The 21,681-nt window shown below is 59.6% G+C and carries 27 protein-coding genes; 11 read left to right on the forward strand and 16 right to left on the reverse strand.

Annotated elements, in window-relative coordinates:
• Nucleotides 1-66 precede the first annotated feature (66 nt).
• Nucleotides 67-696 carry a L,D-transpeptidase gene (locus tag JYU29_RS18035; RefSeq protein WP_213986248.1) on the forward strand — a complete coding sequence of 210 codons (630 nt, stop codon included), beginning with the start codon at nucleotides 67-69 and terminating at the stop codon, nucleotides 694-696.
• 24 nt (nucleotides 697-720) lie between these two features.
• Here JYU29_RS18035 and JYU29_RS18040 read toward each other — a convergent pair whose 3' ends face one another.
• The 3 genes from JYU29_RS18040 to JYU29_RS18050 all read right to left on the reverse strand — a co-directional run bounded on the left by JYU29_RS18040 (nucleotide 721) and on the right by JYU29_RS18050 (nucleotide 2,225).
• Nucleotides 721-981, reverse strand: coding sequence for a DUF2312 domain-containing protein (locus JYU29_RS18040; RefSeq protein ID WP_189500713.1), 261 nt, complete (start codon nucleotides 979-981; stop codon nucleotides 721-723).
• A gap of 120 nt (nucleotides 982-1,101) precedes the next feature.
• A complete protein-coding gene (locus tag JYU29_RS18045; RefSeq protein ID WP_213986249.1) occupies nucleotides 1,102-1,413 on the reverse strand; it encodes a DUF1244 domain-containing protein in 312 nt (103 codons plus the stop codon).
• A gap of 2 nt (nucleotides 1,414-1,415) precedes the next feature.
• A complete protein-coding gene (locus JYU29_RS18050) occupies nucleotides 1,416-2,225 on the reverse strand; it encodes an N-formylglutamate amidohydrolase (RefSeq protein WP_431192881.1) in 810 nt (269 codons plus the stop codon).
• A gap of 270 nt (nucleotides 2,226-2,495) precedes the next feature.
• Between JYU29_RS18050 and JYU29_RS18055 the strand changes: the two genes are divergently transcribed.
• Nucleotides 2,496-2,951, forward strand: a complete 456-nt coding sequence (locus JYU29_RS18055; protein WP_431192882.1) for a DUF1036 domain-containing protein — start codon at nucleotides 2,496-2,498, stop codon at nucleotides 2,949-2,951.
• Complete coding sequence (gene pyk / locus JYU29_RS18060) at nucleotides 2,948-4,384, forward strand: pyruvate kinase (protein ID WP_213986252.1); 1,437 nt, start codon at nucleotides 2,948-2,950, stop codon at nucleotides 4,382-4,384. The genes JYU29_RS18055 and pyk overlap by 4 nt, the downstream gene beginning before the upstream one ends.
• Before the next feature lie 31 nt (nucleotides 4,385-4,415).
• Here pyk and JYU29_RS18065 read toward each other — a convergent pair whose 3' ends face one another.
• Together JYU29_RS18065 and ykgO are read right to left on the reverse strand one after the other, a co-directional pair.
• Nucleotides 4,416-5,018 (reverse strand): tetratricopeptide repeat protein, encoded by a 603-nt coding sequence (locus JYU29_RS18065; protein WP_213986253.1) that lies wholly within the window; start codon nucleotides 5,016-5,018, stop codon nucleotides 4,416-4,418.
• Between the two features lie 74 nt (nucleotides 5,019-5,092).
• Nucleotides 5,093-5,218 (reverse strand): type B 50S ribosomal protein L36, encoded by a 126-nt coding sequence (ykgO, locus tag JYU29_RS18070; protein ID WP_125004464.1) that lies wholly within the window; start codon nucleotides 5,216-5,218, stop codon nucleotides 5,093-5,095.
• A gap of 170 nt (nucleotides 5,219-5,388) precedes the next feature.
• Between ykgO and JYU29_RS18075 the strand changes: the two genes are divergently transcribed.
• A complete protein-coding gene (locus tag JYU29_RS18075) occupies nucleotides 5,389-5,805 on the forward strand; it encodes a lysozyme inhibitor LprI family protein (RefSeq protein WP_213986254.1) in 417 nt (138 codons plus the stop codon).
• A gap of 3 nt (nucleotides 5,806-5,808) precedes the next feature.
• On the opposite strand, the gene JYU29_RS18080 is transcribed toward JYU29_RS18075, so the two are convergent.
• Genes JYU29_RS18080 through JYU29_RS18090 form a run of 3 tightly spaced genes read right to left on the reverse strand, consistent with a single transcriptional unit; the run spans nucleotide 5,809 to nucleotide 7,612 of the window.
• Entirely contained in the window at nucleotides 5,809-6,885 is a 1,077-nt protein-coding gene (locus tag JYU29_RS18080) for a 5-(carboxyamino)imidazole ribonucleotide synthase (RefSeq protein ID WP_213986255.1), read from the reverse strand.
• Nucleotides 6,882-7,379 (reverse strand): 5-(carboxyamino)imidazole ribonucleotide mutase, encoded by a 498-nt coding sequence (purE, locus tag JYU29_RS18085; RefSeq protein ID WP_213986256.1) that lies wholly within the window; start codon nucleotides 7,377-7,379, stop codon nucleotides 6,882-6,884. The genes JYU29_RS18080 and purE overlap by 4 nt, the downstream gene beginning before the upstream one ends.
• Before the next feature lie 29 nt (nucleotides 7,380-7,408).
• Complete coding sequence (locus tag JYU29_RS18090; RefSeq protein ID WP_213986257.1) at nucleotides 7,409-7,612, reverse strand: YdcH family protein; 204 nt, start codon at nucleotides 7,610-7,612, stop codon at nucleotides 7,409-7,411.
• Nucleotides 7,613-7,929: 317 nt separating this feature from the next.
• Between JYU29_RS18090 and JYU29_RS18095 the strand changes: the two genes are divergently transcribed.
• A complete protein-coding gene (locus JYU29_RS18095) occupies nucleotides 7,930-8,112 on the forward strand; it encodes a YdcH family protein (protein ID WP_431192877.1) in 183 nt (60 codons plus the stop codon).
• Nucleotides 8,113-8,326: 214 nt separating this feature from the next.
• Here JYU29_RS18095 and JYU29_RS18100 read toward each other — a convergent pair whose 3' ends face one another.
• Both JYU29_RS18100 and JYU29_RS18105 read right to left on the reverse strand, forming a co-directional pair.
• Nucleotides 8,327-9,637 (reverse strand): MFS transporter, encoded by a 1,311-nt coding sequence (locus tag JYU29_RS18100; protein WP_213986258.1) that lies wholly within the window; start codon nucleotides 9,635-9,637, stop codon nucleotides 8,327-8,329.
• Between the two features lie 71 nt (nucleotides 9,638-9,708).
• Nucleotides 9,709-9,903, reverse strand: coding sequence for a DUF1192 domain-containing protein (locus JYU29_RS18105; RefSeq protein WP_213986259.1), 195 nt, complete (start codon nucleotides 9,901-9,903; stop codon nucleotides 9,709-9,711).
• Nucleotides 9,904-9,993: 90 nt separating this feature from the next.
• On the opposite strand from JYU29_RS18105, the gene JYU29_RS18110 reads away from it, so the two are divergent.
• Both JYU29_RS18110 and JYU29_RS18115 read left to right on the forward strand, forming a co-directional pair.
• The gene (locus tag JYU29_RS18110) at nucleotides 9,994-11,016 is read left to right on the forward strand and encodes an NAD(P)H-quinone oxidoreductase (protein ID WP_250157565.1); all 1,023 of its coding nucleotides are present in this window, start codon (nucleotides 9,994-9,996) and stop codon (nucleotides 11,014-11,016) included.
• 17 nt (nucleotides 11,017-11,033) lie between these two features.
• Nucleotides 11,034-12,071 carry an aldo/keto reductase gene (locus tag JYU29_RS18115; protein ID WP_213986260.1) on the forward strand — a complete coding sequence of 346 codons (1,038 nt, stop codon included), beginning with the start codon at nucleotides 11,034-11,036 and terminating at the stop codon, nucleotides 12,069-12,071.
• Between the two features lie 26 nt (nucleotides 12,072-12,097).
• Here the strand turns inward: JYU29_RS18115 and JYU29_RS18440 are convergent, their stop codons facing one another.
• Nucleotides 12,098-12,232, reverse strand: a complete 135-nt coding sequence (locus JYU29_RS18440; protein WP_284144938.1) for a hypothetical protein — start codon at nucleotides 12,230-12,232, stop codon at nucleotides 12,098-12,100.
• Between the two features lie 202 nt (nucleotides 12,233-12,434).
• Between JYU29_RS18440 and JYU29_RS18120 the strand changes: the two genes are divergently transcribed.
• The gene (locus JYU29_RS18120) at nucleotides 12,435-13,124 is read left to right on the forward strand and encodes a DUF1013 domain-containing protein (protein ID WP_213986261.1); all 690 of its coding nucleotides are present in this window, start codon (nucleotides 12,435-12,437) and stop codon (nucleotides 13,122-13,124) included.
• 65 nt (nucleotides 13,125-13,189) lie between these two features.
• Here JYU29_RS18120 and JYU29_RS18125 read toward each other — a convergent pair whose 3' ends face one another.
• The 3 genes from JYU29_RS18125 to JYU29_RS18135 all read right to left on the reverse strand — a co-directional run bounded on the left by JYU29_RS18125 (nucleotide 13,190) and on the right by JYU29_RS18135 (nucleotide 16,824).
• Nucleotides 13,190-13,909: a helix-turn-helix transcriptional regulator gene (locus JYU29_RS18125; protein ID WP_213986262.1), complete on the reverse strand. Its 720-nt coding sequence runs from the start codon at nucleotides 13,907-13,909 to the stop codon at nucleotides 13,190-13,192.
• 133 nt (nucleotides 13,910-14,042) lie between these two features.
• Nucleotides 14,043-14,828, reverse strand: a complete 786-nt coding sequence (locus JYU29_RS18130) for an SDR family NAD(P)-dependent oxidoreductase (RefSeq protein WP_213986263.1) — start codon at nucleotides 14,826-14,828, stop codon at nucleotides 14,043-14,045.
• 67 nt (nucleotides 14,829-14,895) lie between these two features.
• A complete protein-coding gene (locus tag JYU29_RS18135) occupies nucleotides 14,896-16,824 on the reverse strand; it encodes a propionyl-CoA synthetase (protein WP_213986264.1) in 1,929 nt (642 codons plus the stop codon).
• A gap of 151 nt (nucleotides 16,825-16,975) precedes the next feature.
• Here JYU29_RS18135 and JYU29_RS18140 point away from each other — a divergent pair, with 151 nt between their 5' ends.
• Entirely contained in the window at nucleotides 16,976-17,137 is a 162-nt protein-coding gene (locus JYU29_RS18140; protein ID WP_213986265.1) for a hypothetical protein, read from the forward strand.
• A gap of 14 nt (nucleotides 17,138-17,151) precedes the next feature.
• On the opposite strand, the gene JYU29_RS18145 is transcribed toward JYU29_RS18140, so the two are convergent.
• Nucleotides 17,152-18,159 (reverse strand): carnitine 3-dehydrogenase, encoded by a 1,008-nt coding sequence (locus tag JYU29_RS18145; RefSeq protein ID WP_431192878.1) that lies wholly within the window; start codon nucleotides 18,157-18,159, stop codon nucleotides 17,152-17,154.
• 11 nt (nucleotides 18,160-18,170) lie between these two features.
• The gene (gene bcoG / locus JYU29_RS18150; RefSeq protein WP_213986267.1) at nucleotides 18,171-19,088 is read right to left on the reverse strand and encodes a 3-dehydrocarnitine:acetyl-CoA trimethylamine transferase BcoG; all 918 of its coding nucleotides are present in this window, start codon (nucleotides 19,086-19,088) and stop codon (nucleotides 18,171-18,173) included.
• 127 nt (nucleotides 19,089-19,215) lie between these two features.
• On the opposite strand from bcoG, the gene JYU29_RS18155 reads away from it, so the two are divergent.
• The gene (locus JYU29_RS18155) at nucleotides 19,216-20,142 is read left to right on the forward strand and encodes a GlxA family transcriptional regulator (protein WP_431192879.1); all 927 of its coding nucleotides are present in this window, start codon (nucleotides 19,216-19,218) and stop codon (nucleotides 20,140-20,142) included.
• Between the two features lie 32 nt (nucleotides 20,143-20,174).
• Nucleotides 20,175-21,677, forward strand: a complete 1,503-nt coding sequence (locus JYU29_RS18160) for a CYTH and CHAD domain-containing protein (protein WP_213986269.1) — start codon at nucleotides 20,175-20,177, stop codon at nucleotides 21,675-21,677.
• Nucleotides 21,678-21,681 lie beyond the last annotated feature (4 nt).

Below are 21,681 nucleotides of genomic sequence, written 5' to 3' on the forward strand. Positions count from 1 at the left end.
TAAGGCTTCATTAACCATAAAGCGGCTATCGCGGATTGTGTCTTTGACAATCCGCGGAGCGCCACGATGTCCCTTTCCCGCCGCAGCTTCCTTTTGGGAGTCTCTTCCTTGCTCGCGGGCTGTGCGACCTCGCAAGTGCCGCCACCGATGCTGAGCTATGCGGCCGTTCCCGACGAGCAGTTCCCGCTCGCGGCCATGCCGCTGGATGTGTTCCCGGCCGAACTCCACCGCAAGGAAGTCGCCTATCCCACCAAGCTGAAGCCCGGCTCGGTCGTAGTCGACACGCCAGCGCGTCGTCTTTACTTCATCTTGGATGATGGCCGCGCCATTCGTTACGCAATCAGCGTCGGTCGCGCAGGTCTCGCCTTGAGCGGCGGCGCTACGGTTGGACGCAAGGCAAAGTGGCCTACCTGGACGCCGACGGCAAACATGATGCGCCGTGAAGCCCGCTACAAGGCTTATGCTGGTGGTCTACCGGGCGGGCCGACCAACCCGCTCGGCGCGCGCGCAATGTATCTGTACCGACAGGGGCGCGACACGATGTTCCGCATCCACGGCACGAACCAGCCGAAGTCGATCGGTCATGCCATGTCGAGCGGCTGCATTCGCATGCTGAACCACGATGTCATCGACCTTTACGACCGCGTGGACGTTGGCACGCAGGTCGTCGTGATCCAGGCCGAGCCGGTCGCCTAAAGCACTGGGCTTCAAGCCAGACTATCAGGCCATGCCGAGGGCGTTCATGTAGAGGTCGAGAAGCGCCTCTGCTTCTTCGCGCTCAGCCTGGTCCTGCTTGCGCAGTCGAATGATCTGCCGAACCGCCTTGGTGTCGAAGCCCGTGCCCTTGCACTCGGCGTAAACATCCTTGATGTCGTCCGAAATGGTCTTCTTTTCCTCTTCGAGACGCTCGATGCGCTCGATGAATGCGCGCAGCTGGCCAGCCGCTACGGTTTGCGAGGAATCGGTGACTTCATCGGCCATGCTGTTCTCCAGAAATACGGGAAGCGACTCGGAAACATTGCCGTAGGTCGCGGGGCGGTTCGATGCCAAAGCAGCCGGGACGGGTCAAGCCCGTTTGGCCAGGCTTTGGTTCGCAACCGATCAATGATCGTGCGGATGTGTTGTTTCGAAGGCGGCCTTCTGTTCAGGCGACGCTTCAGTCTGGTGCTTCGCCTGCCAGTCAGCATAAGGCATGCCGTAGACGATTTCCCGCGCCTCATCCTTCGACATGACCTGTCCTGCCCCGTTGGCCGCTTCGCGATACCAGTTGGCAAGGCAGTTGCGGCAAAAGCCCGCAAGGTTCATCAGGTCGATATTCTGCACGTCGCTACGATGAGACAGATGCGCGAGCAGGCGCCGGAACGCTGCCGCCTCGAAGTCGCGCTGCTGCTCGGGTGACAATTCAGGTGCCATGTTCAACCTTTCCGATGATCCACTGGCCCGGTGCGCGAGCCGAAATGCTGGATCTCATGGATATCGGGACGGGCATTGATCGCGTCAAGGATCGGCACAAGCCGCTCGACCCAGCTGTCGACCCCTGCCTGATCAGCAATGAGGTCCTGCCGAATCTCGAGCAGCGCATGGGCGTAGCCCTGAGTGATGGCGTGGCTATACATCGAATCGCCTCGCAAGGCGCCGTCGTAAGGTTCGTTATCACCGACACACAAAGCAGGATCGGCGGCCAGCATTTCGATCAGAGGCCAGGCGACGCGATGATCCGTGTCCCACAGAACGCCAGCGTGCCACGGCCGGACAAAGCCCTGCATGACTGGCGTAAAGGAGTGAATGGAAAAGACTAGTGGCGCTCGCCCATTGGTTTGAAAAACCCGCTCGACGGCCGCATCAACAGCGCGATGATAAGGGCGATAGAACTTTTCTAGGCGCAACGCGCGCTCAGCTGCACTCATCGGATAATTACCGGGAATAACCGTACCGTCATACAGTTGTCGGATCAGTGTCGGGTCATCGTCACCGCGATTGGGATCGATCAACAATCGCGAAAACTGCCCAAGCACCGCCGGCACGTTCATGGTCTTTGCCAAACCGCGCGTGGTGGCTTCCACGCCGATGTCATACGCGATGTGGCGCTCGAACTCCGAAGGTGGAAGGCCTAGGCTGTTATAGCTTGCAGGCAGTTTGCGTCCGGCATGATCGGCAACAAGCAGCAGGCCCTTGCTCCAATCACCATCGATCACTTCGTAAGGCTGAAAATCTGAGTCGATCATCATGCAGCCATAGCAGAAAGGTGAGACAGCCTGCATCCCACACGTGAGCAGCTGGAGAAATGCCGTGGTTTCGACATTGTTGCAGCCCAATCCAGCGAACTTCCGGTGCGAAGCGTTTCAAGCGATTAGATCAAGGACTTCCTTTCGTTGACACATGCGCCGACATCTTCGAAAAGGAACGGGAACCACGACGATTTGGCTGGGGCTGGAAAATTGACGCTGAGGCGCTTCGCATCGCTGCTGTCGGCGCTAGGATCTTTGCCGCGCGGCTTGCGCGTCAGCCTAGCCTTGATGCTTCTTTCACCGCTGGCCTTGGCCGCGGGAACGCAAACAGCAAAGGCCGATTTCCGGGTCTGCAATGCTACGCAGAACCTGGTGGGTGTGGCGATCGGTTATCGTGCTAATGCCGGCTGGGTCACGGAAGGCTGGTGGCATGTGGAGGGATCGACCTGCAAAACGCTGATCGAGGGTCCGCTCTCGTCGCGTTACTACTACCTTTATGCGGAGGATGCCGAGCGTGGAGGACGCTGGGACGGTCCCATCAATATGTGTGTGGCCGAACGAGAGTTCAAAATAGCCGGCGTCAATGACTGCTTCGCTCGCGGTTTTCAGCGCTCCGGCTTTCAGGAATATGACACCGGTGATCAGGGAAGCTGGATGGTTCAGCTGACCGATGAGCCGGGAGCCGACGGCGCCAGTGCCGTCACCGGAACAGGTACGCCATGAGACGCAGCCGCAAAGTCAAAATTCTCGCAACACTCGGACCCGCATCGTCCGAGGAGTCCATGATTCGGAAGCTCTTTGAAGCGGGAGCAGACGTCTTCCGCATCAATATGAGCCACACCGATCATCCCTCGATGCAGGAACTGGTTCGCCGGATCCGGTCGGTGGAGAAAGAAGTTGGTCGCCCGATCGGTATTCTCGCCGATCTTCAAGGCCCGAAGCTGCGCGTCGGCAAGTTTGCCGACAAGTCGGTTGCACTTGAAGTTGGCCAAACCTTCACGCTGGATGACGATGCTACGCCGGGCGATGCCACGCGTGTGCATCTGCCCCATCCCGAGATCCTCGCCTCCGTGCAGGCCGGCCATCGTCTTCTGATCGATGACGGCAAGCTCCAGCTTGTGGCTGAGGAAGCGGATGGCAAGCGCATCGTCTGCCGCGTCGTTGCCGGCACCAAGATTTCCGACAAGAAGGGCGTCAGCTTACCCGACACCGACCTGCCAGTCGGCGCACTGACCGAAAAGGATCGGCTCGACCTCGATGCCGTTCTGGCGACCGGCGTCGACTGGATCGCGCTGTCCTTCATTCAGCGTCCCGAAGATCTTGCCGAAGCGCGCAAGGTTGCACGCGGCCGCGCGCTTTTGATGTCCAAGATCGAAAAGCCGCAGGCCGTGACGCGGCTGGCTGAAATCATCGAACTCTCTGACGCCCTGATGGTGGCGCGCGGCGATCTCGGTGTCGAAATGCCGATCGAAGCCGTCCCCGGCATTCAGAAGCAGATCACGCGTGCGGCACGCCGTGCCGGCAAGCCCGTGGTGGTTGCCACCCAGATGCTCGAGTCCATGATCGAAGCACCAGTGCCGACGCGCGCCGAGGTGTCGGACGTGTCGATTGCTGTGTTCGAAGGCGCGGATGCGATCATGCTGTCAGCCGAGTCGGCAGCGGGCAAATATCCCGTTGAAGCCGTCGGCATGATGAACAGGATCGCCGAACGCGTCGAGCGCGACCCTACTTACCCCGGCATCATCAACGCGCAGCGTTCAGAACCCGAAGCGACTGGCGCGGACGCAATCTCGCTGGCGTCACGCCAGATTGCGGAAACGTTGAAGCTGGCCGCAATCGTTACCTACACGGCATCGGGAACAACCGGATTGCGTGCGGCGCGAGAGCGTCCACAGGTGCCCATCATCGCCCTATCCCCTGTTGTGGAAACGGCCCGTCGTTTGTCGTTGGTCTGGGGCACGCATTGTGTGGTGACGCCTGATGCCGCCGATCTCGACGACATGGTGAACCGCGCTTGCCGTATTGCGCATTCGGAAGCTTTCGGCTCGCCGGGCGACCGTATCATCGTCACCGCAGGTGTTCCGCTGCGCACACCGGGCGCAACAAACATGCTGCGCATCGCCTATATCGGCTCGGACGGCTTGCGCGGTCTTTGACCGCGACAAGTTACACACGCTCGTTGAGGTTCTAAGCGCCTTCGCCAGCCAGCTTGTCGGCGAGGCGACCGACTTCGTCCTGGGCGCTGCGTAACGCGGGATATACGTCCAGAACACGCTCGTAAGCGCGTAATGCGAGCTCTTCGCGCCCCGTATTGTCCATGATCTGCGCCAGACCGGTTAAAGCACCGAAATGGCGCGGCTCAAGCATGATGGTCTGCTCGATATCCGCCATGGATTTGGAATAGTTCTGCATGGCGAAGTGCACAGTCGCGCGGCAGTTATAAGCTTCCGCGTAGCCTGGCCTGAGGGCAATAACCTGGTCGAGATAATCGAGCGCAAGATCGAACTTCTTGTCGGTCAACGCCTTGGTGGCCCAGCCCATCATTAAATCGATGGTGGCACTTCCTGACTGCCCGAAAGCTGCGCCGATGCGCGCTGCCGTCCGCTCGGCTTCAACTTGGTTACCCTGCCGCTTCAACGAAGCGAACAAAGCATCCAGAGCCGACTTTTGCCGCTCCGCTTCACGTGCAGAGGGCTCAAGCACATGGCTTGCGCTCACCGGCTGCGCAACAGCAGGCGTAAGGGCAGTAAGCGACGCACTGAGCGCAAGACAAACGAAAACGTTCCGCATGACGCCGAGCTTAGCGGCAGCATGCGGAACGTCAAACTGAATTTCGTGTGAGCCGGCCGAAAGCCAGCTCCTCATCAACCCTGACGAGCCTTGTAGCGAGGCGCCGTCTTGTTGATGATGTAGACACGACCCTTGCGACGGACCAGGCGGTTGTCGCGGTGACGGGCCTTAAGAGCCTTGAGCGAGTTCTTGATCTTCATCGATTCAATCCGTCAGATGCGGCCCTGAGGCCGAAATGAAAGGCGCGCCCGAAGACGCGCCGAAACTGTGGGCGTTCCTTAGCCGAGCCTTCCCCGACGTGTCAACCGCCACTTGACCTTGTGGATGAGGAACCCACTTGCAGCGCCACACGAGAGGAAAGGAAGATGCATTGCTGAAACATGGAGCCACCCTGCCGATCCTGGCTGTCCTGATGATCGCTGGCGCAACAGGCGCTGCCAATGCGCAGAATTGCAAAGATGCTCAAACACAGGCGGATATGACGGAATGTGCCGGTAAAGCCTATGAGGAAGCGGATACCAAGCTCAACGAGACCTACGAGAAGGTCACGAGCCGCCTTACCGATCTCCCGGAGATCAAGACCAGCCTCACTAACGCACAACGTGCGTGGATCAGCTTCCGCGATGCCGAATGTGCCTTTTCCAACGCACAGGCAGGCGGAGGCACTCTGCATGGAACGCTGATCAATCAATGCCTGACGGATATGACCAACCAACGCATCGAAGCGCTTGAAGGTTATCTCCAGTGCGAAGAAGGCGACATCAGCTGTCCCGTACCGCGCGACTAACTGTCAGCCACGCTTGAGGCGAGTCGCATGGCCCATCTTGCGGCCGGGACGCGACTCGGCCTTGCCATACAAATGCACCAGCGTGTCCGGCTCAGCCAAGAGACCGGGCACCTTCCCGATGTCGTCGCCGATCAGGTTTTCCATGACGCAGTCGGAGTGGCGCGCTGTTGATCCCAGCGCCTGCCCAGCAATCGCACGGATATGCAGTTCGAACTGGGACATGACGCAGGCAGCTTCCGTCCAGTGACCGGAATTATGCACTCGCGGCGCGATCTCGTTGACCTTGAGTGTGCCATCAGCCAGCGCGAAGAATTCGACGCCAATCACACCGACATAATCGAGCGCTTCGAGAATCCGGCCGGCAATAGCCTTAGCGGCTTCAACCACGTCGGTGGACACATGGGCGGGCACCGTCGAGGTACTTAGAATGCCCTCGCGGTGGATATTCTCGGCTGGGTCGAAAGCAACAATCGCACCATCCCGTCCGCGACCAGCAATCACTGAGATTTCTCGCTCGAACGGCACCAGCGCCTCCAGGATCAGCGGAACGCTGCCCATTTCCGCGCAGGCGCCAGCTGCATCAGCCGCAGCCGCTCCGCGAAAAAGGCGCTGACCTTTGCCATCATAGCCAAGCCGTCGCGTCTTGAGGATGCCGCTGCCACCAAAGCGATCAAGCGCAGCAGCAAGCTCAGCATCGTCATCAACGGCAACGAAGTTCGCAGTTTCGATTCCGATGCCATTCAGGAACTGCTTTTCGGTAAGCCGATCCTGAGCCACCTCCAACGCACGCGCTGGAGGAAACAAGGTTGCGCGATCAGCCAGGCGCTCACCGGCCTTCAGGGGCACGTTTTCGAATTCGTAGGTGATGACATCGCAGGCAGCCGCCAGTTCATCAAGGCCGGCTTCGTCATCATAGGCCGCTTCGATCTGCCGGTTGGCGACCTGAAGTGCGGGGCAATTGACCTGCGGCTCCAGAATGATCGTGCGGTAAGACAAGCGCGCGGCAGCCATGGCCAGCATACGACCCAACTGGCCGCCGCCGACGATACCAATGGTTGATCCGGCCGGCAGCGCGCTCATGTGTCGTCCGACGGTGCGGCAGCCACTTTCGCGGTCTGCTCTGCGCGGTAACTATCAAGCCGTTCAGCCAAGGCCGGATCGGTCAAAGCAAGAACTGCCGCTGCAAGAAGAGCTGCATTGACAGCTCCGGCGCGGCCGATTGCCAGCGTGCCAACCGGGATGCCGGCAGGCATCTGCACAATCGAGAGCAGCGAATCCTGGCCAGACAGAGCCTTCGACTCCACCGGCACGCCGAATACAGGCAATGGTGTCATGGCCGCCGTCATGCCCGGAAGATGCGCGGCGCCCCCTGCCCCCGCGATTACCACCTTGAACCCTGCAGCTTTCGCACCGTGCGCAAAATCGACAAGACGGTCAGGCGTACGATGCGCCGAAACGATCCGATCATCATGCGAGATGCCCAACTGATCCAGCGTCTCGGCTGCGTGCTTCATGGTTGCCCAATCGGACTGGCTTCCCATGATAACAGCGACATCGGCGGCTTTCCCGTCCATGCGGCGTCCTATTCCTTTTTCGCCTGAGATCAGGCGATGATGTCTGGGATGATCTGGTCGTTCGCCTGCGACAGGCGATCCTTCAGCGCAAGCTTCTTCTTTTTCATGCGCTGGATCTGAAGGGGATCGCATCCAGTGGCCATCATTGCGTTGATGGCCGCGTCGAAGTCAGCATGTTCCTGCTTTATGCGGGCATATTCCAGGCGGGTTTCGGCCTGATCCTGATCGGGCATAAAGCGACAACTCCGACATTCAAACGCGGCCGATGATGGCTCGCGATTTACCCTGCTGCTTCTTCGCGCATAGCACACAACATTGATGGATAAAATCCATCTTAGCTCATGATTACTGCGCCTGATCCAGCAGAACCGGTGAGCCCGTCCGGCATCGCTCGTCTTTTCCGCAATGCGTTTCGATCACATTTAGGATGGTGAGAAACCGACATTCGACATCCCGGTTCTTTGGTGGCAAAGTGTCATGGAGCTGTCACGGAGCCTGTTCCGCGGTGGAGCGGGCCTGGACGGTTCAGACGAACCAGAAGGGAGACTAGATGATGTCTTTGACTTCCCATCTTGAGGAATTGAAGCGCAAGCACGGCGATCTCGAACGCGAGATCGATCAGGCCCAGGCCAGCCCCTCAGTTGACGACCTCCAAATTCTGAAGCTGAAGCGGCGCAAGCTCGCGCTGAAGGACGAGATTACGAAACTCAAGGTGGCGCACACGACGCATTAGATCGTGCGCAGCGGCCATTAAAGGCCGAACGAAGCAGACGTCTTCAACGCTCCGCGCTGCCCTTCCGGGTGGCGCGGTTTTTGTTTGGACTGGAGGTCATGCCCGGCAAACTGATGGTCCTAATGAGCTTCATCAAACGCTTCTAATCCGCGCAGCAAGTTCGAGCCGCTGCCTCTGACTGGGTGCGGCAACGCGGAAGCTCATGATCCACCGCTCAAGATGCCGGTGTAAGTTCCGGCTCCTTCTCCTCGTCAGAAACATCCTCGTCCGAAGATGCAGGCTCATCGGGATCGTCGGGACCACGCGGATCAAGCAGGACCGCCTGGGGCGTAAGAGCACGCTCCGACGGCAAGGCATTGAAGGCCTCCTTGTTTTCCGGCGCAACGGCAGCACGCTGAGACACACGCAACATCGTGTAACAGCCGAGCAGAAAATGCGGCAGGGCCGTTGCCAAGAACAACGCTTCCGGGCGCATGCGGGCCATCAGAACAGAGCCGAGCAGCGGTCCGATCATTGTTCCGAAGCCATAAAGCAGCAGCAGACCGCCTGAAATTTTCACGAAGTCGCTGGTGTCGGCGTGATCGTTCGCATGGGCGACGGCCAGCGAATACATGATATAGGCCATCGCGCCGTAACAAGCCGCCATGCCGATCACGGCACTTCCCGATCTTGGTTCGACAAAAAAGATCAGCACGGCAATCAGCGCGCCAAGGAAGCCGGCGCCCGCCAGAATAAAGCGGCGGTCTGTTTTGTCGGAAAGCCGTCCGGCCGGCATCTGGATCGCAGCGCCGGCGATCACGACCAGGCTCATCATGAGCGCAATTTCAGCCGTAGTGATGCCGATCCGCGCTCCGTAAACCGGTCCAAGCGTGCCCCAGGCTCCGTTGGCCACACCGATCAGCAAACAGGCCACAAAGGCCACCGGCGAATTTGCGAAGAGGCCACGCAGATCAAGCGACACATCCTCGAGTGGCCGCGGCGTTACGGCCGTGGAAACGGCAGTCGGAATCAGCGAACAGCAAAACAAGATGCCCGACACCATGAAGAGCGAACTTTGTCGGACATCAAAGGCGGCCACCACCATCTGCCCGGCCATGATGGAGGCATAGGTCACCATCATGTAGAGGCCAAATACCGTGCCGCGATTCTCGTTGGTCGCTTTCTCGTTCAGCCAGCTTTCGATCACCATGAACGCACCGGCCATCACGAAGCCGGTACAGATCCGCGACAGGATCCAGGCAGTCTCGTTGATGAATAGGCCGGTGAACAAAACGATGATTGCAGCCGATGCCGCAAAGGTGCCAAAGGCACGGACGTGGCCGACGCGACGCACCAAACGCGGCGCAAGGATGCAGCCCGCCACGAAGCCGCCCGCCCATGCCGTACCGAGAAGACCCAGCGCAAAGGTCGAAAATCCTTCCGCCTGGCCTCGCAGCGGCAAAAGGAGATTGTGCAAGCCTGAGGCAGCCAGCAAGAAAGCTGTGCCGCGCAGAAGCGAGAAGATAGGGCGATAGGTGGCAAGCATGAATAACCGTCGGCAAGCTGGATCGAAACACGCCTAAGCGATTCGTTTCGGGAGAATGCGACAGGTCGCGTCTAACTACGGCGGAAAAGCGCCTCCGCAGCAGATTTCGTTTCGTCCTTCTCATCGATCGCACCCTGAATGCGCTCGATCTCCGCCTTTAGCGTTCCGATCCGCTCCTTCAGTTCGCCAACCGAAAGCAGGCTGAGATCCTGTCCGATCTCGTGGGCCTTGGCACGTTTCACCGGTTCGTCGTCGAAGATGCTCATTGGGTGCTCCGATTGCCCAAGCCCGTTGGAGGGATAGATAATCTCAACAGACGAAAGACAACCGGCGACGGGCAAGCTTGGAGATAGAAGATGGACCACGAAGCGACGCAAACCGATTTGCCAAAGCTCATGACGGCTATCGCAATCACTGAACCGGGCGAGCCATCGGTGCTCAAGCCCGAGCAGCGGCCCCTCCCCGAACTCCGATCCGGCGAAGTTTTGATCCATGTTCGAGCAGCCGGCGTAAACCGTCCCGATGTCGCGCAGCGACAAGGCACCTACCCTGCCCCCAAAGATGCCTCCGATCTGCCGGGCCTTGAGGTTTCCGGCGAGATTGCAGCACTAGGTCCGGACACGCCCCGCTGGCGGGTGGGCGATGCGGTTGTGGCCCTGACACCTGGCGGCGGCTACGCCGAATTTTGCCGCGTCCACGGCTCCAATGTTCTGCCTTTGCCTGAAGGCTTCACCTTCATCGAAGGTGCCGCTGTGCCGGAAACCTTTTTCACCGTCTGGCATAATGTGTTCGAGCGCGGCGGCTTGCAGGCGGGTGAAACGCTTCTTGTGCATGGCGGCACGTCCGGCATCGGCACAACTGCAATCCAGCTCGCCAAAGCTTTCGGTGCCAAGGTCATCACGACGGCCGGCTCGGCTGAAAAATGCGCTGCTTGCGAAAAGCTCGGTGCCGATCGCGCGATCAACTACCGCGAAGAGGATTTCGTTGAAGCCGCAAAAGCGTTTACGTCAGGCAATGGCGTCGACCTCATCCTCGACATGGTGGGCGGTGAGTATGTCGGCCGCAACTACGACGCGGCCGCCGTTGATGGGCGCATCGTTCAAATCGCAGTGCTGCAGGGTGCCAAGGTCGAGATCAACGTTGCCAAGCTGATGATGAAGCGGCTGACCCATACCGGCTCGACCCTGCGACCGCGCACGATCGAGTTCAAGGCGGCCGTTGCCGGAGCGTTGGAAGCACATGTCTGGCCGAAGCTGGCCTCACGCGAGGTCGCACCCGTCATTGACCAGGTTTTCCCGCTGGATGAAGCCTGGCGTGCGCATCAGCGCATGGAAGAAGGCGATCATATCGGCAAGATCGTTCTCGAAATCGCTCGCTAAAACCCAAGGAGACACGCATGGAATATCGTACCCTGGGCCGATCCGGCCTGAAGATATCGACCCTGACCATGGGCACCATGACCTTTGGCGGCAGCGGCAACTTCGCCAAGGTGGGCAGTACCGACCTCGATGAAGCCAAGCGGCAGATCGACCAGTGCCTGGATGCCGGCATCAACTTGATCGACACGGCCAACATCTATTCGGCTGGGCAGTCCGAAGAGATCGTCGGCGAGGCCCTTGGCGGCAAGCGCAAGAACGATGTGCTGATCTCCACCAAGGTTCGCTTCCGCACAGGCGAAGGTCCGAACAACGAAGGCCTGTCGCGCTACCACATCATCCGCGAATGCGAGAAAAGCCTGAAGCGGCTGAAGACCGATGTCATCGACATCTACTTTCTGCATCAGTGGGACGGCATCACCCCGCTCGAAGAAACACTGGCGGCACTCGACACCTTGGTTGAGCAGGGCAAGATCCGCTATATCGGCTGCTCCAACTATTCCGGCTGGCACATCATGAAGGCGCTGGGCATTTCCGAGCGTGAACGCCATCCACGCTTCATCACGCAGCAGATTCACTACACTCTGGAAGCACGCGAGGCCGAATACGAGCTTCAGCCGATCTCTGTCGATCAAGGTCTCGGCATCATGGTCTGGAGCCCGATTGCAGGCGGACTTCTGTCAGGCAAATACGGTCGCGACACGGAAAGCGCCCGTCAGCTTGCTGGCTGGAGCGAGCCGCCGATCCGAGATCAGGACCGGCTGTGGCGTATCGTGGACGTGCTGAAGGAAGTGGCCGGAGAGCATGGCGTGTCGGCTGCGCAGGTTGCGCTTGCCTGGCTTTTGACAAGACCGGCAGTCACGACGCTTGTGGTTGGCGCCCGCAACCAGGAGCAGTTTGCCGACAATATCGCAGCCGCATCCCTGAAGCTAAAGGAAGACGATTTGCGCCGCCTGGACGAGGTCAGCCGGCCACCGGTGATCTATCCCTACTGGCATCAGGGAAAGACTGCGAGCGCGCGCTTCAGCGAAGCAGACCGGGTTCTGGCGCGCGACTGATCGCGCGCCAGAACCATCTGCCAAGGCTACTTGGACTTGGATGCTGGCTTGCCGGCATCCTTGACCATCGAGCCCAGAACGGGAGCAGCCGGCTTGGCTGCTGCCTTTTCTTTCTTGGGCTTTCGAACTTCTTTGTTGCTGCGAACTTGACCCTTGGCCATGTGCATTCCTCCTGCGGAGATGCGAGGATGATCGGAGTTCGAGCCGGCTGTCCAGCACTATCGCACAGGCTTGTCGTTTGGCCTGCAGCCATTTCCGTTGCGACTTCGCGCTGGCTTCGCTATATTGGACGCGATTTCCCAAATCCGGTGGCTTACACCACCGCCCGCGACAGAAACGCGGGCGAACGAGAGGATGCACCTTATGGCCAATACCCTCCTGATGCCGAAAGCGACCGCCGTTTGGCTCGTCGACAACACTGCTTTGTCTTTCGACCAGATCGCGCAGTTCTGCTCGCTGCATCCGTTGGAAGTGAAGGCGATTGCCGATGGCGAAGCTGCGCAGGGCATCAAGGGAATGGACCCGATGATCACCAGCCAGTTGTCGCGTGAAGAAATCGCGAAGGCTGAGTCCGACCCGAACTACCGCCTCAAACTGTCCGAGCCCAAGGTTCGCGTTCCGGAAACGAAGCGCAAGGGTCCGCGGTATACGCCGTTGTCGAAGCGTCAGGATCGTCCGAACGCCATTCTCTGGCTGGTGCGCAACCACCCCGAGCTGAAGGATGCGCAGGTGTCGCGCCTCGTTGGCACAACCAAGTCGACGATCGAGCAGATTCGCGAGCGCAAGCACTGGAATGCCGCCAACCTGACGCCGATGGATCCGGTTACGCTTGGCCTTTGCTCGCAGATCGATCTCGACCTTGAGGTCAGCCGCGCATCGCGTGACAAGCCTGCCGCTCCGTCCACCGGCGAGACCCTGCTCCCTGCTTCGATGACCGAGCGGTTGGAGGTCAACCAGGACCAGCACGAGGATGATCGCGAACTCGACGCAAACGCGGTGTTCGCAAAATTGTCTTCCTTGAAGAATCGCACCCCGGACGAAGACGAAGAATAAGCACCGGTTGGTGCACAACAAAAAGGCGGCCTCGGCCGCCTTTTTTATTGTCTACTCGGTGTGGATCAGGCCGTGTAACGAAGCCCCATGCCACCCTGTTCAATCTTGCGCTTTTCCATAGCGCGGTAGAAGTCGCTGAGCAGCTTGCCCTTTTCGGGTTTAAAGCGGCGGTCTGCCTTTCCGATGATCTTGATCCTGTCGATCCGGAAGGTGCGGAAGTCACCCCGCAGCTCACACCAGCAGGCCAGCGTCCAGACACGACCCCAAAACCACAGACCGAGCGGGCGCACATCGCGCTGCGTATGCTGGCCTTGCTCATCCTGATAGTCGATCGATATCACATCGTGGGCTTCAACCGCGCGTTCGATCACATCGATGGCCGTACGATCGGCATCGGACACAACCCACATCGGTGAGTGGATTTCCGTACGATCGATGCGCATGCGCTCAGCTTCCGGCAGCACCGCGCCAATCTTGACCAAAGCCTCTTCCGCAGCCCGCGCCATGGTGGAACCGCCGAAGGCGCGCACCATCCGTGCACCCGCCACCAGCGCCACGATCTCGTCACGCGTAAACATCAGCGGCGGCAGGTCGAACCCTTCGCGCATCATGTAGCCGACGCCGGCCTCCCCCTCGATCGGAACGCCGGTGGACTGGAGATCGGCAATGTCGCGGTAGATAGTTCGTTCGGAAACTTCGAGCCATTGAGCAAGCTTCTGCGCAGTCACCAAACGGCTGCCGCGCATATGCTGCACAATCTGAAACAAACGGTCTGCTCGACGCATAATGATCCTCCTTCGCGCCAAACCAGCGGTCCCAGCCAACTAGATGGCTAAGCTCGGTCTGAGCGGCAAGATCACCATGCCATGGTGCTCCTGACAGCACTCTGTCAGCATTGTCAGGAGGTTGACAGAAGGATCAGTCTTTTACGGGAACAGTGTAGTTCAACGGCAGGCGACCACCATCTGCATAGATGGTTTGTCCTGTGATATAGCTCGCTTCGTTCGAGGCCAAAAAGGCCGCAATCGACGCAATTTCCGAAGCTTCACCAACGCGCCCCATCGGCGTGCGTGACAGAATACGCTGTCTGGCGTCAGGATCGTTGTTGACGGCGTCCAGCATGGAGGTAGCGATCGAGCCCGGGCCGATCGCATTGACCCGGATGCCATAAGGCGCAAGCGAGATGGCCATCACCTTGGTGAGTTGGCTCACTCCTGCTTTCGAGATGGAATAGGGTCCCTGATCGGGCAGGCCGAGAATCGCGTTGATCGATGACATATTGATGATGACGCCGGCCGAGCCGCCATTCTTGATCTTATCGACCATGAAGCGGGCCGCAGCCTGTCCGGCCAGAAAAGAGCCTTTGAGATTAACCGCTAGAACGCGCTCGAAATCCTCTTCCGTGATGTCCAGAAAATCCGCACCGCGCACAATGCCGGCATTGTTCACGAGGATGTCGACATCACCATAGGTGTCGACCGTGCCTGCAAAGAGATTGTGGATGTCGAGCCGCTTTGACACGTCGGCGCGAATGAAGGTCGCATCGCCGATCCGGCGGAAGTCGTCGACCGCTTTTTCTCCAGCCTCCACGTCGATGTCAGTCACCACGACCTTGACGCGGTCGCGCACGAAGCGCTCGGCAATGGCATAGCCGATGCCGGTCGCTGCGCCGGTAACGATTGCGACCTTGCCGTCGAGTGCCATTCCAGTGCTCCAGGGTTGGCGGTCCACCCTGGACCGCCGCTGACAATGGTTGGAGCGAAGCGCGAAATCAACCTTTGGCTGCTGAAACGCCTCCTGCGAGACCATGGCGCGACATAGCTTCCCCGATTTCCTCCATGATCAGCGGATCATCGATCGTAGCTGGCATGGTCCATTCCTGTTGATCTGCAAGCTTCTGCATGGTGGCGCGCAGGATCTTGCCGGAGCGCGTTTTGGGCAGGCGCTTAATAACGATCACCTGCTTCAACGCGGCCACCGCTCCGATTCGCTCGCGCACAAGCTGGACGACCTCTCGCTCCACCTCAGCCGCCTCGCGATCTACGCCCGCATTCAGCACTACGAGCCCAAGCGGCACCTGTCCCTTCACGGGATCGGCAATGCCGATCACAGCACATTCCGCGACATTGGGATGAGCGGCCACGACCTCCTCCATGGCGCCTGTGGACAGGCGATGGCCCGCGACATTGATGATGTCATCCGTGCGCGACATGATGAAGATATAGCCATCATCGTCGATGATGCCGGCATCGGCCGTTTTGTAGTAGCCGGGAAATTCTTCCAGATAGGCTTCGCGGAAACGCTCATTGGCCTGCCAAAGGCTCGGCAGAGCGCCAGGCGGCAGAGGCAAGCGGATAACGACATTACCGAGCGTGCCCGCTTCCACAGGCTCGCAGTTGTCGTCCACCACCTGCACATCGTAGCCCGGCATGGCCACGCCAGGCGAACCATACTTCACCGGCAGCATCCCCAAACCAACGGGATTATGGCTGATCGGCGATCCGCTTTCTGTCTGCCACCAATGGTCGATGACCGGCACCCCGAGCTTGTTCTCGGCCCACTTGATCGTTTCCGGATCGCCCCGCTCACCCGCGAGAAACAGGTTACGAAATTTGGAGAGGTCGTAATCCCTGATCAGGAGCCCTTCCGGATCTTCCTTCTTGATGGCCCGGAACGCTGTCGGCGCAGTGAACAGGCCAACAGCGCCATGCTCGGCAATCACCCGCCAGTAAGCACCGGCGTCAGGCGTCCCAACCGGCTTGCCTTCATAGAGGATCGAGGTCGCACCATGCAGCAGCGGACCATAAACGATGTAATGGTGCCCCACGATCCAGCCAACATCCGAGGAGCAGAAGAAGACCTCGCCCGGCTTGACGCCGAACTCGTTCCACATGGTCCATTTCAACATGACCATGAGCCCGCCAGTGTCATGCACCACGCCCTTCGGCTTGCCCGTCGTGCCTGAAGTATAAAGGATATAGAGCGGGTCGGGTGCGTGAACCGGCACGCACTCCACGTCCGTTCCGGCAGCACGCGCCTCACCAACAGCCTCGCTATAGTCGATGTCGCGACCTTCAACGAGCGAACAGGGCTTTTGCGGTCGCTGCAGGATGATGCAGGAAGACGGCTTGGAAGAAGAGAGTTCGATCGCCTGATCGAGCAGCGGCTTGTAGTCGATAATGCGCGTGATCTCGATCCCACAGGAGGCCGACACGATCACCTTGGGCTGTGCGTCGTCGATGCGTGCAGCGAGCTCCTTGGCGGCAAAGCCGCCGAACACCACAGAATGGATGGCACCAAGCCGCGCACAGGCAAGCATGGCGAAACCTGCTTCCGGCACCATCGGCATATAGATGATGACGCGATCACCCTGTTTGACGCCTTGCGCCCGCAACACGGCAGCCAGCGCTACCACTTCGTCCAGGATCTCGCGATAAGTGTAGTGCTTCTTGGTCCCTGTGACCGGACTATCGTAGATCAGTGCGGTCTGATCGGCCCGCCCACCCGCAACATGACGGTCGAGCGCGTTAAAGCACATGTTGCAGGTCGCGCCGGTGAACCAATGGCCGTAAACGCCTGCATCCGGGTCGAACACCTTCTCCCAAGGCGTGAACCAGTCGATTTCCTTCGCGACCTCCCCGAAGAAGTCTTCCGGATTTTTGCGCCACGCGGCCATGGTTTCATGATACTGCGATGTCATAGATGCCTCCCTGCAAACGGCAGATTAGCAAGCCGTCACCAAAGGTCCATCCAACCATTGAACAAGACAGCGAGTGCAAGGCAGGCATGATTTTGCAGATATCTGGACGGGATCGGCGAACCCAGCTGGGTGCGGGCTTGAGATCGCTCTCATGAGCAAGGCACTATCCCTCCTCATTCTGGCAATGATGGCGCTGCACCTTTGGCGACCGCTCGGATTTCCTGGCCTGCGCTACCGCCGCGATGTCTGGAAGATCGCCGTGTTCGCCTTGGTCGCGATAGCCGTGACGGTCCTGCTGTCCCATCACGGCTAAACTCCTGTGCGGACTCAGGTCTTGGTTTGAGCAGCCGCTTTCAGTCTGGCGACATAGTCGTTCTGCAGAGCGCCGGCACCCCAGCCCTTTCCGCCATTCTGCTGCGCCAGCGCGCCCATCATCGCAACAAGATTGTCGTCGCGGATCTTCTCCAGCTCACGGATTGAATAGCGGCCGGATTGTTCGTCGGACTGCCCGGCAATCAGATCAACCAGCTCATCATTGAACTCCGGCACGTCCGTGAGCTTCGTCCACGGCCAGGACAAGCAGGGGCCGAACTGCTCCATGAAGTGGCGCATGCCCGCTTCGCCGCCGGCAATGCGATAGGTCTGGAACAAGCCCATCTGCGCCCAGCGCAAGCCAAAGGAGTAGCGGATGATGTCATCCAGCTCTTCGACGGTGGTGATGCCGTCCTTGATCAACCACAGCGATTCCCGCCAGATCGCCTCAAGCAAGCGATCGCCGACGAAAGCCTCGATCTCCTTGCGGATCACCACCGGCTTCATGCCGATAGAGGCGTAAAGCGCCTTGGCCTTGTCGATGAACGCTGCGGTGGTTTTCTCCCCGCCGACAATTTCCACCAGCGGCAGGAGGTAGACGGGGTTGAACGGATGAGCGACGACCAGTCGCTCGGGATAATTAAGTGCGCTCGCCATCTCCGTTGGCTTGATGCCGGATGTCGATGAGCCGATCAGCGCATCTGGTTGCGCATGAGCATCGATCTCGGCCAGCACCTTGTGCTTGAGATCGAGACGTTCCGGCACGCTTTCCTGGATGAAGTCGGCTTCCGCAACCGCTTCCGCAACCGTACTTGCGTAAGTGACGCGACCTTCCTTCGGCAGGCCGGACGGCACCATCTGCGCATAAGCACTCCGCGCGCCAGCCAGAACTTCATCGACCTTGCGGCTGGCCTGCGGGTCAGGGTCGTAAAGCGTCACATCGATGCCGTTCAGCACCAGACGCGCCACCCATCCCGCACCGATGACACCACCGCCTACGCAGGCTGCCTTACTGATCTGCATGGTCATCTCCTTCAAACCGCCAACGGCGCGCGCTTGGTGAGGTTGAGCTTCTTGCGGACCTCATCAGGACCAATCACTCGCGCGCCCATATTGGTGACGATCGTTGCCGCACGTTCCACCAGCTGCGCATTGGTGGCGAGTACGCCCTTGTCGAGCCACAGATTGTCTTCCAACCCCACACGCACATTGCCGCCGGCTAGAACCGACGCCGCCGCATAGGCCATCTGGTTGCGGCCAAGCGAAAAGGCCGACCAAGTCCAGTTATCGGGTACGTTGTTGACCATCGCCATGAAGGTGTTGAGGTCGTCCGGCGCACCCCACGGCACGCCCATGCAGAGCTGCACCAGCGAGTCATCAGCCAGCACGCCTTCGCTCACCAGCTGCTTGGCAAACCAGAGGTGGCCGGTGTCGAAGGCCTCGATCTCCGGCTTCACGCCCATCTCGGTCATCTTGCCGCCCATTGCACGCAACATGCCGGGCGTGTTGGTCATGACGTAATCGGCTTCGTTGAAGTTCATTGTGCCGCAATCCAGCGTGCAGATCTCCGGCAGGCATTGGCGGATATGCTCGACGCGCTCGCTGGCGCCGGCCATGTCGGTGCCTTGCTCTTTCAAGGGCAACGGCTGCTCGACGCTGCCAAACACCATGTCGCCGCCCATGCCGGCCGTCAGGTTCAGCACCACGTCGACATCGGCATCCCGAATACGCTCAGTTACTTCGCGGTAAAGGGCGATGTCGCGACGCGGTTTGCCCGTTTCGGGATCCCGAACGTGGCAATGAACGATCGCAGCACCCGCTTTTGCAGCATCTATCGCAGAAGCCGCGATCTGTTCGGGCGACCGCGGCACATGCGGACTACGATCCTGCGTAGCCCCCGATCCGGTGACGGCACAGGTGATGAAAACCTCACGGTTCATTTCAAGCGGCATCAAACATCTCCTATCATTTGCCGCCATCATCGCCATCGTTGCGATACTCTGTTTCACACTTTACGAAAGTCAGTTGATGAACAGCGCAAATCGATCGATCTTTCAGTCTGACCCGGCTCCTCTAAGGATGACCATCCTTGTCGTGCCAGGAGCCTCGATCCTGTGCGTCGCATCGGCAATCGACCCACTACGGGCAGCCAACAGGATTGCGGGCGAAAAGCTGTTCGACTTTCGGCTGGTTTCGGCTGATGGCCTGCCCGCTTTGACCAGTTGCGGGCTGCCAGTTGCCGTAGAAGGCGTGTTCGATCCTTGTGCTCCGGCGGATGCCTTGATCGTCATCGGCGGCTTTGGCGCACGCAGCGAAACGGCGAAGCCCGTTCTGGCTAGTATCCGCAGAATGGCCCGCACCGTTCGTGCTATCGGCGGCGTCGAAGCAGGCACTTGGGTGTTAGGTCATGCCGGCCTTCTGGAGAACCGCGCGGCTACCACCCATTGGGAGGATCTCGAGGATTTCAGCACAGCTTTTCCCCGAACCGACATTCGTCCCGACCGCTATGTCATCGACGAGCCGATCTTCACCGCCGGCGGCGCTTCCCCCACTTTCGACCTGATGCTGCATCTCGTGCGCTCGCGCCTTGGCATGGCCATCGCGCTCGATGTCGCCTCCGTCTTCATTTACGACCAGACGCGCGCTGCAAGCGATGCGCAGCCCTTGGTGTCGCTCGGCCGCCTCGATGGCTATGATCCGCGGCTGGCGAAAGCGATCCGCCTCATGGAAGGCCACATCGAGCGCCCACTGACGACAGCCGCAATCGCAAAGCGGACCGGCATCAGCACACGCACTTTGGAAACGCTGTTCCAGCGCCGCATCGGCGAAACACCGGGCGCCTATGCTTTGCGCCTACGCCTCAATGCGGCGCGCCGTCTGGTGCTCGATACGTCGGAGCCCATGGCAGATATTGCGACCCGCACCGGCTTTGCCAGTGCCGCGAGCTTTTCCCGTGCCTTCTCAACCGCGTTCGGGATGCCGCCCACCCGAATGCGTCCCGCCTGACACAAGGGCGTAACGCAGCACTGTCATAGTCGATGGCACGCCATACCTATGGGTTGCGGCGCGAACAGGATGCGGGACCTCAGATGGAAGTCGAACTCAAGCTTCAGATCGCGACCGATGCGGTGGAAACACTGGCATCATCTTCCTTGCTTGGCGGTGAGGCCGAAACCCTGCAGCTAGACGCCACCTATTTCGACACGCCAGATCAGCAACTGCGCAAGAACGGCTTCTCCTTGCGCATACGCCGCGAAAACGACCGCCTAACCCAGACCCTAAAGGGCACATCCAGGAGTGCCGCCGGCTTATTTGCACGCCCGGAATGGGAACAAGACGTCGACGACATGACGCTTGTGATCGACGAAACAACACCGTTGCAGATGCTTCTCGGCGACAGCGTGCGCGATCTTGCTCCTGCCTTCCGTGTTCAGGTGGAGCGGCGCGCCTGGATGCTCGCAGACGGGGACGATGTTGTGGAATGCGTATTGGACCTAGGCGATGTCGTCGCCACCGATCGCCGATCGCCCATCTGCGAACTGGAGCTCGAAGTGAAGGGCGGCAGTCTTGCTTACCTGTTCCGACTTGCCCGGCAGCTAGACGAAATCACGCCTGTCCGCTTGAGTGTAACCACCAAATCGGAGCGCGGCTATCTTTGCCTCGAAGCACAGCCTGAGAGCTTCAAGGCTGCGCCAACTGAGCTCGTCCCCAGCATGACGGCGCAGGCTGCGTTCCAGACAATCATTTCCGCCTGCCTGAAACAGTTCCGCTTGAACGAAACACGGCTACTCGATACGCGCAGCCCGCTTGCGCTTCACCAAGCCCGGGTCGCTCTCCGGCGCCTTCGTGCGGCCTTCACCATTTTTAAGCCGCTTTATGCCGATGAACAGGCTAAAACCATCCGGCGTGACTTGAAGTGGCTTGCTGCCCTTCTCGGCGAAGGACGCGATCTCGACGTTCTCGTTAAGCGCAACGAGGCCGAAGCCTTACATGAGCCCCTGCACGCTGCGCGAAAAGAGGCATACGACCGGATCCTTGCTGCTCTCGAAGGAAAGCGCGTTCGCATGCTGATGCTGGACGTCGTTGAATGGGCAGCCATGGGCGCGTGGCTGAGTGACGAGACCACGCGCACGGAGCGAAACAGGCTTGCACCGCTTTACGCAGCAAAGCGGCTTCGCAAATTCCGAAAGAAGGTCAAGAAAGGCGGTAAGGATCTCGAGCGACTGGACGAGACGGCACGCCACGACGTGCGCAAAGTCGCAAAAAAGCTTCGCTATGCCTCGGAGTTCTTTGTCGGCCTGTTCCCCGACAAGCGCGAACAACGGCGTCATGCCTCCTTCGTTGCTGCGCTGGAAAAGCTTCAAGATGAACTGGGTTCGCTCAACGACATCGCAGCCGCACCAGCCGTGATCGAAAAGCTGGGCCTCTCCGACAATCCCGATGCGCAGGCGCTGATGGGTAGGGGCAAGACAAAGAAGCGTCTTGCCACAGCGGCCGAAGCGCATGGCACCTTCGTTGATGCCAAGCGCTTCTGGGACTGACCTG

The sequence above is a fragment of the Tianweitania aestuarii genome (genome assembly GCF_018457165.1).
Taxonomy (GTDB): Bacteria; Pseudomonadota; Alphaproteobacteria; order Rhizobiales; family Rhizobiaceae; genus Tianweitania; species Tianweitania aestuarii.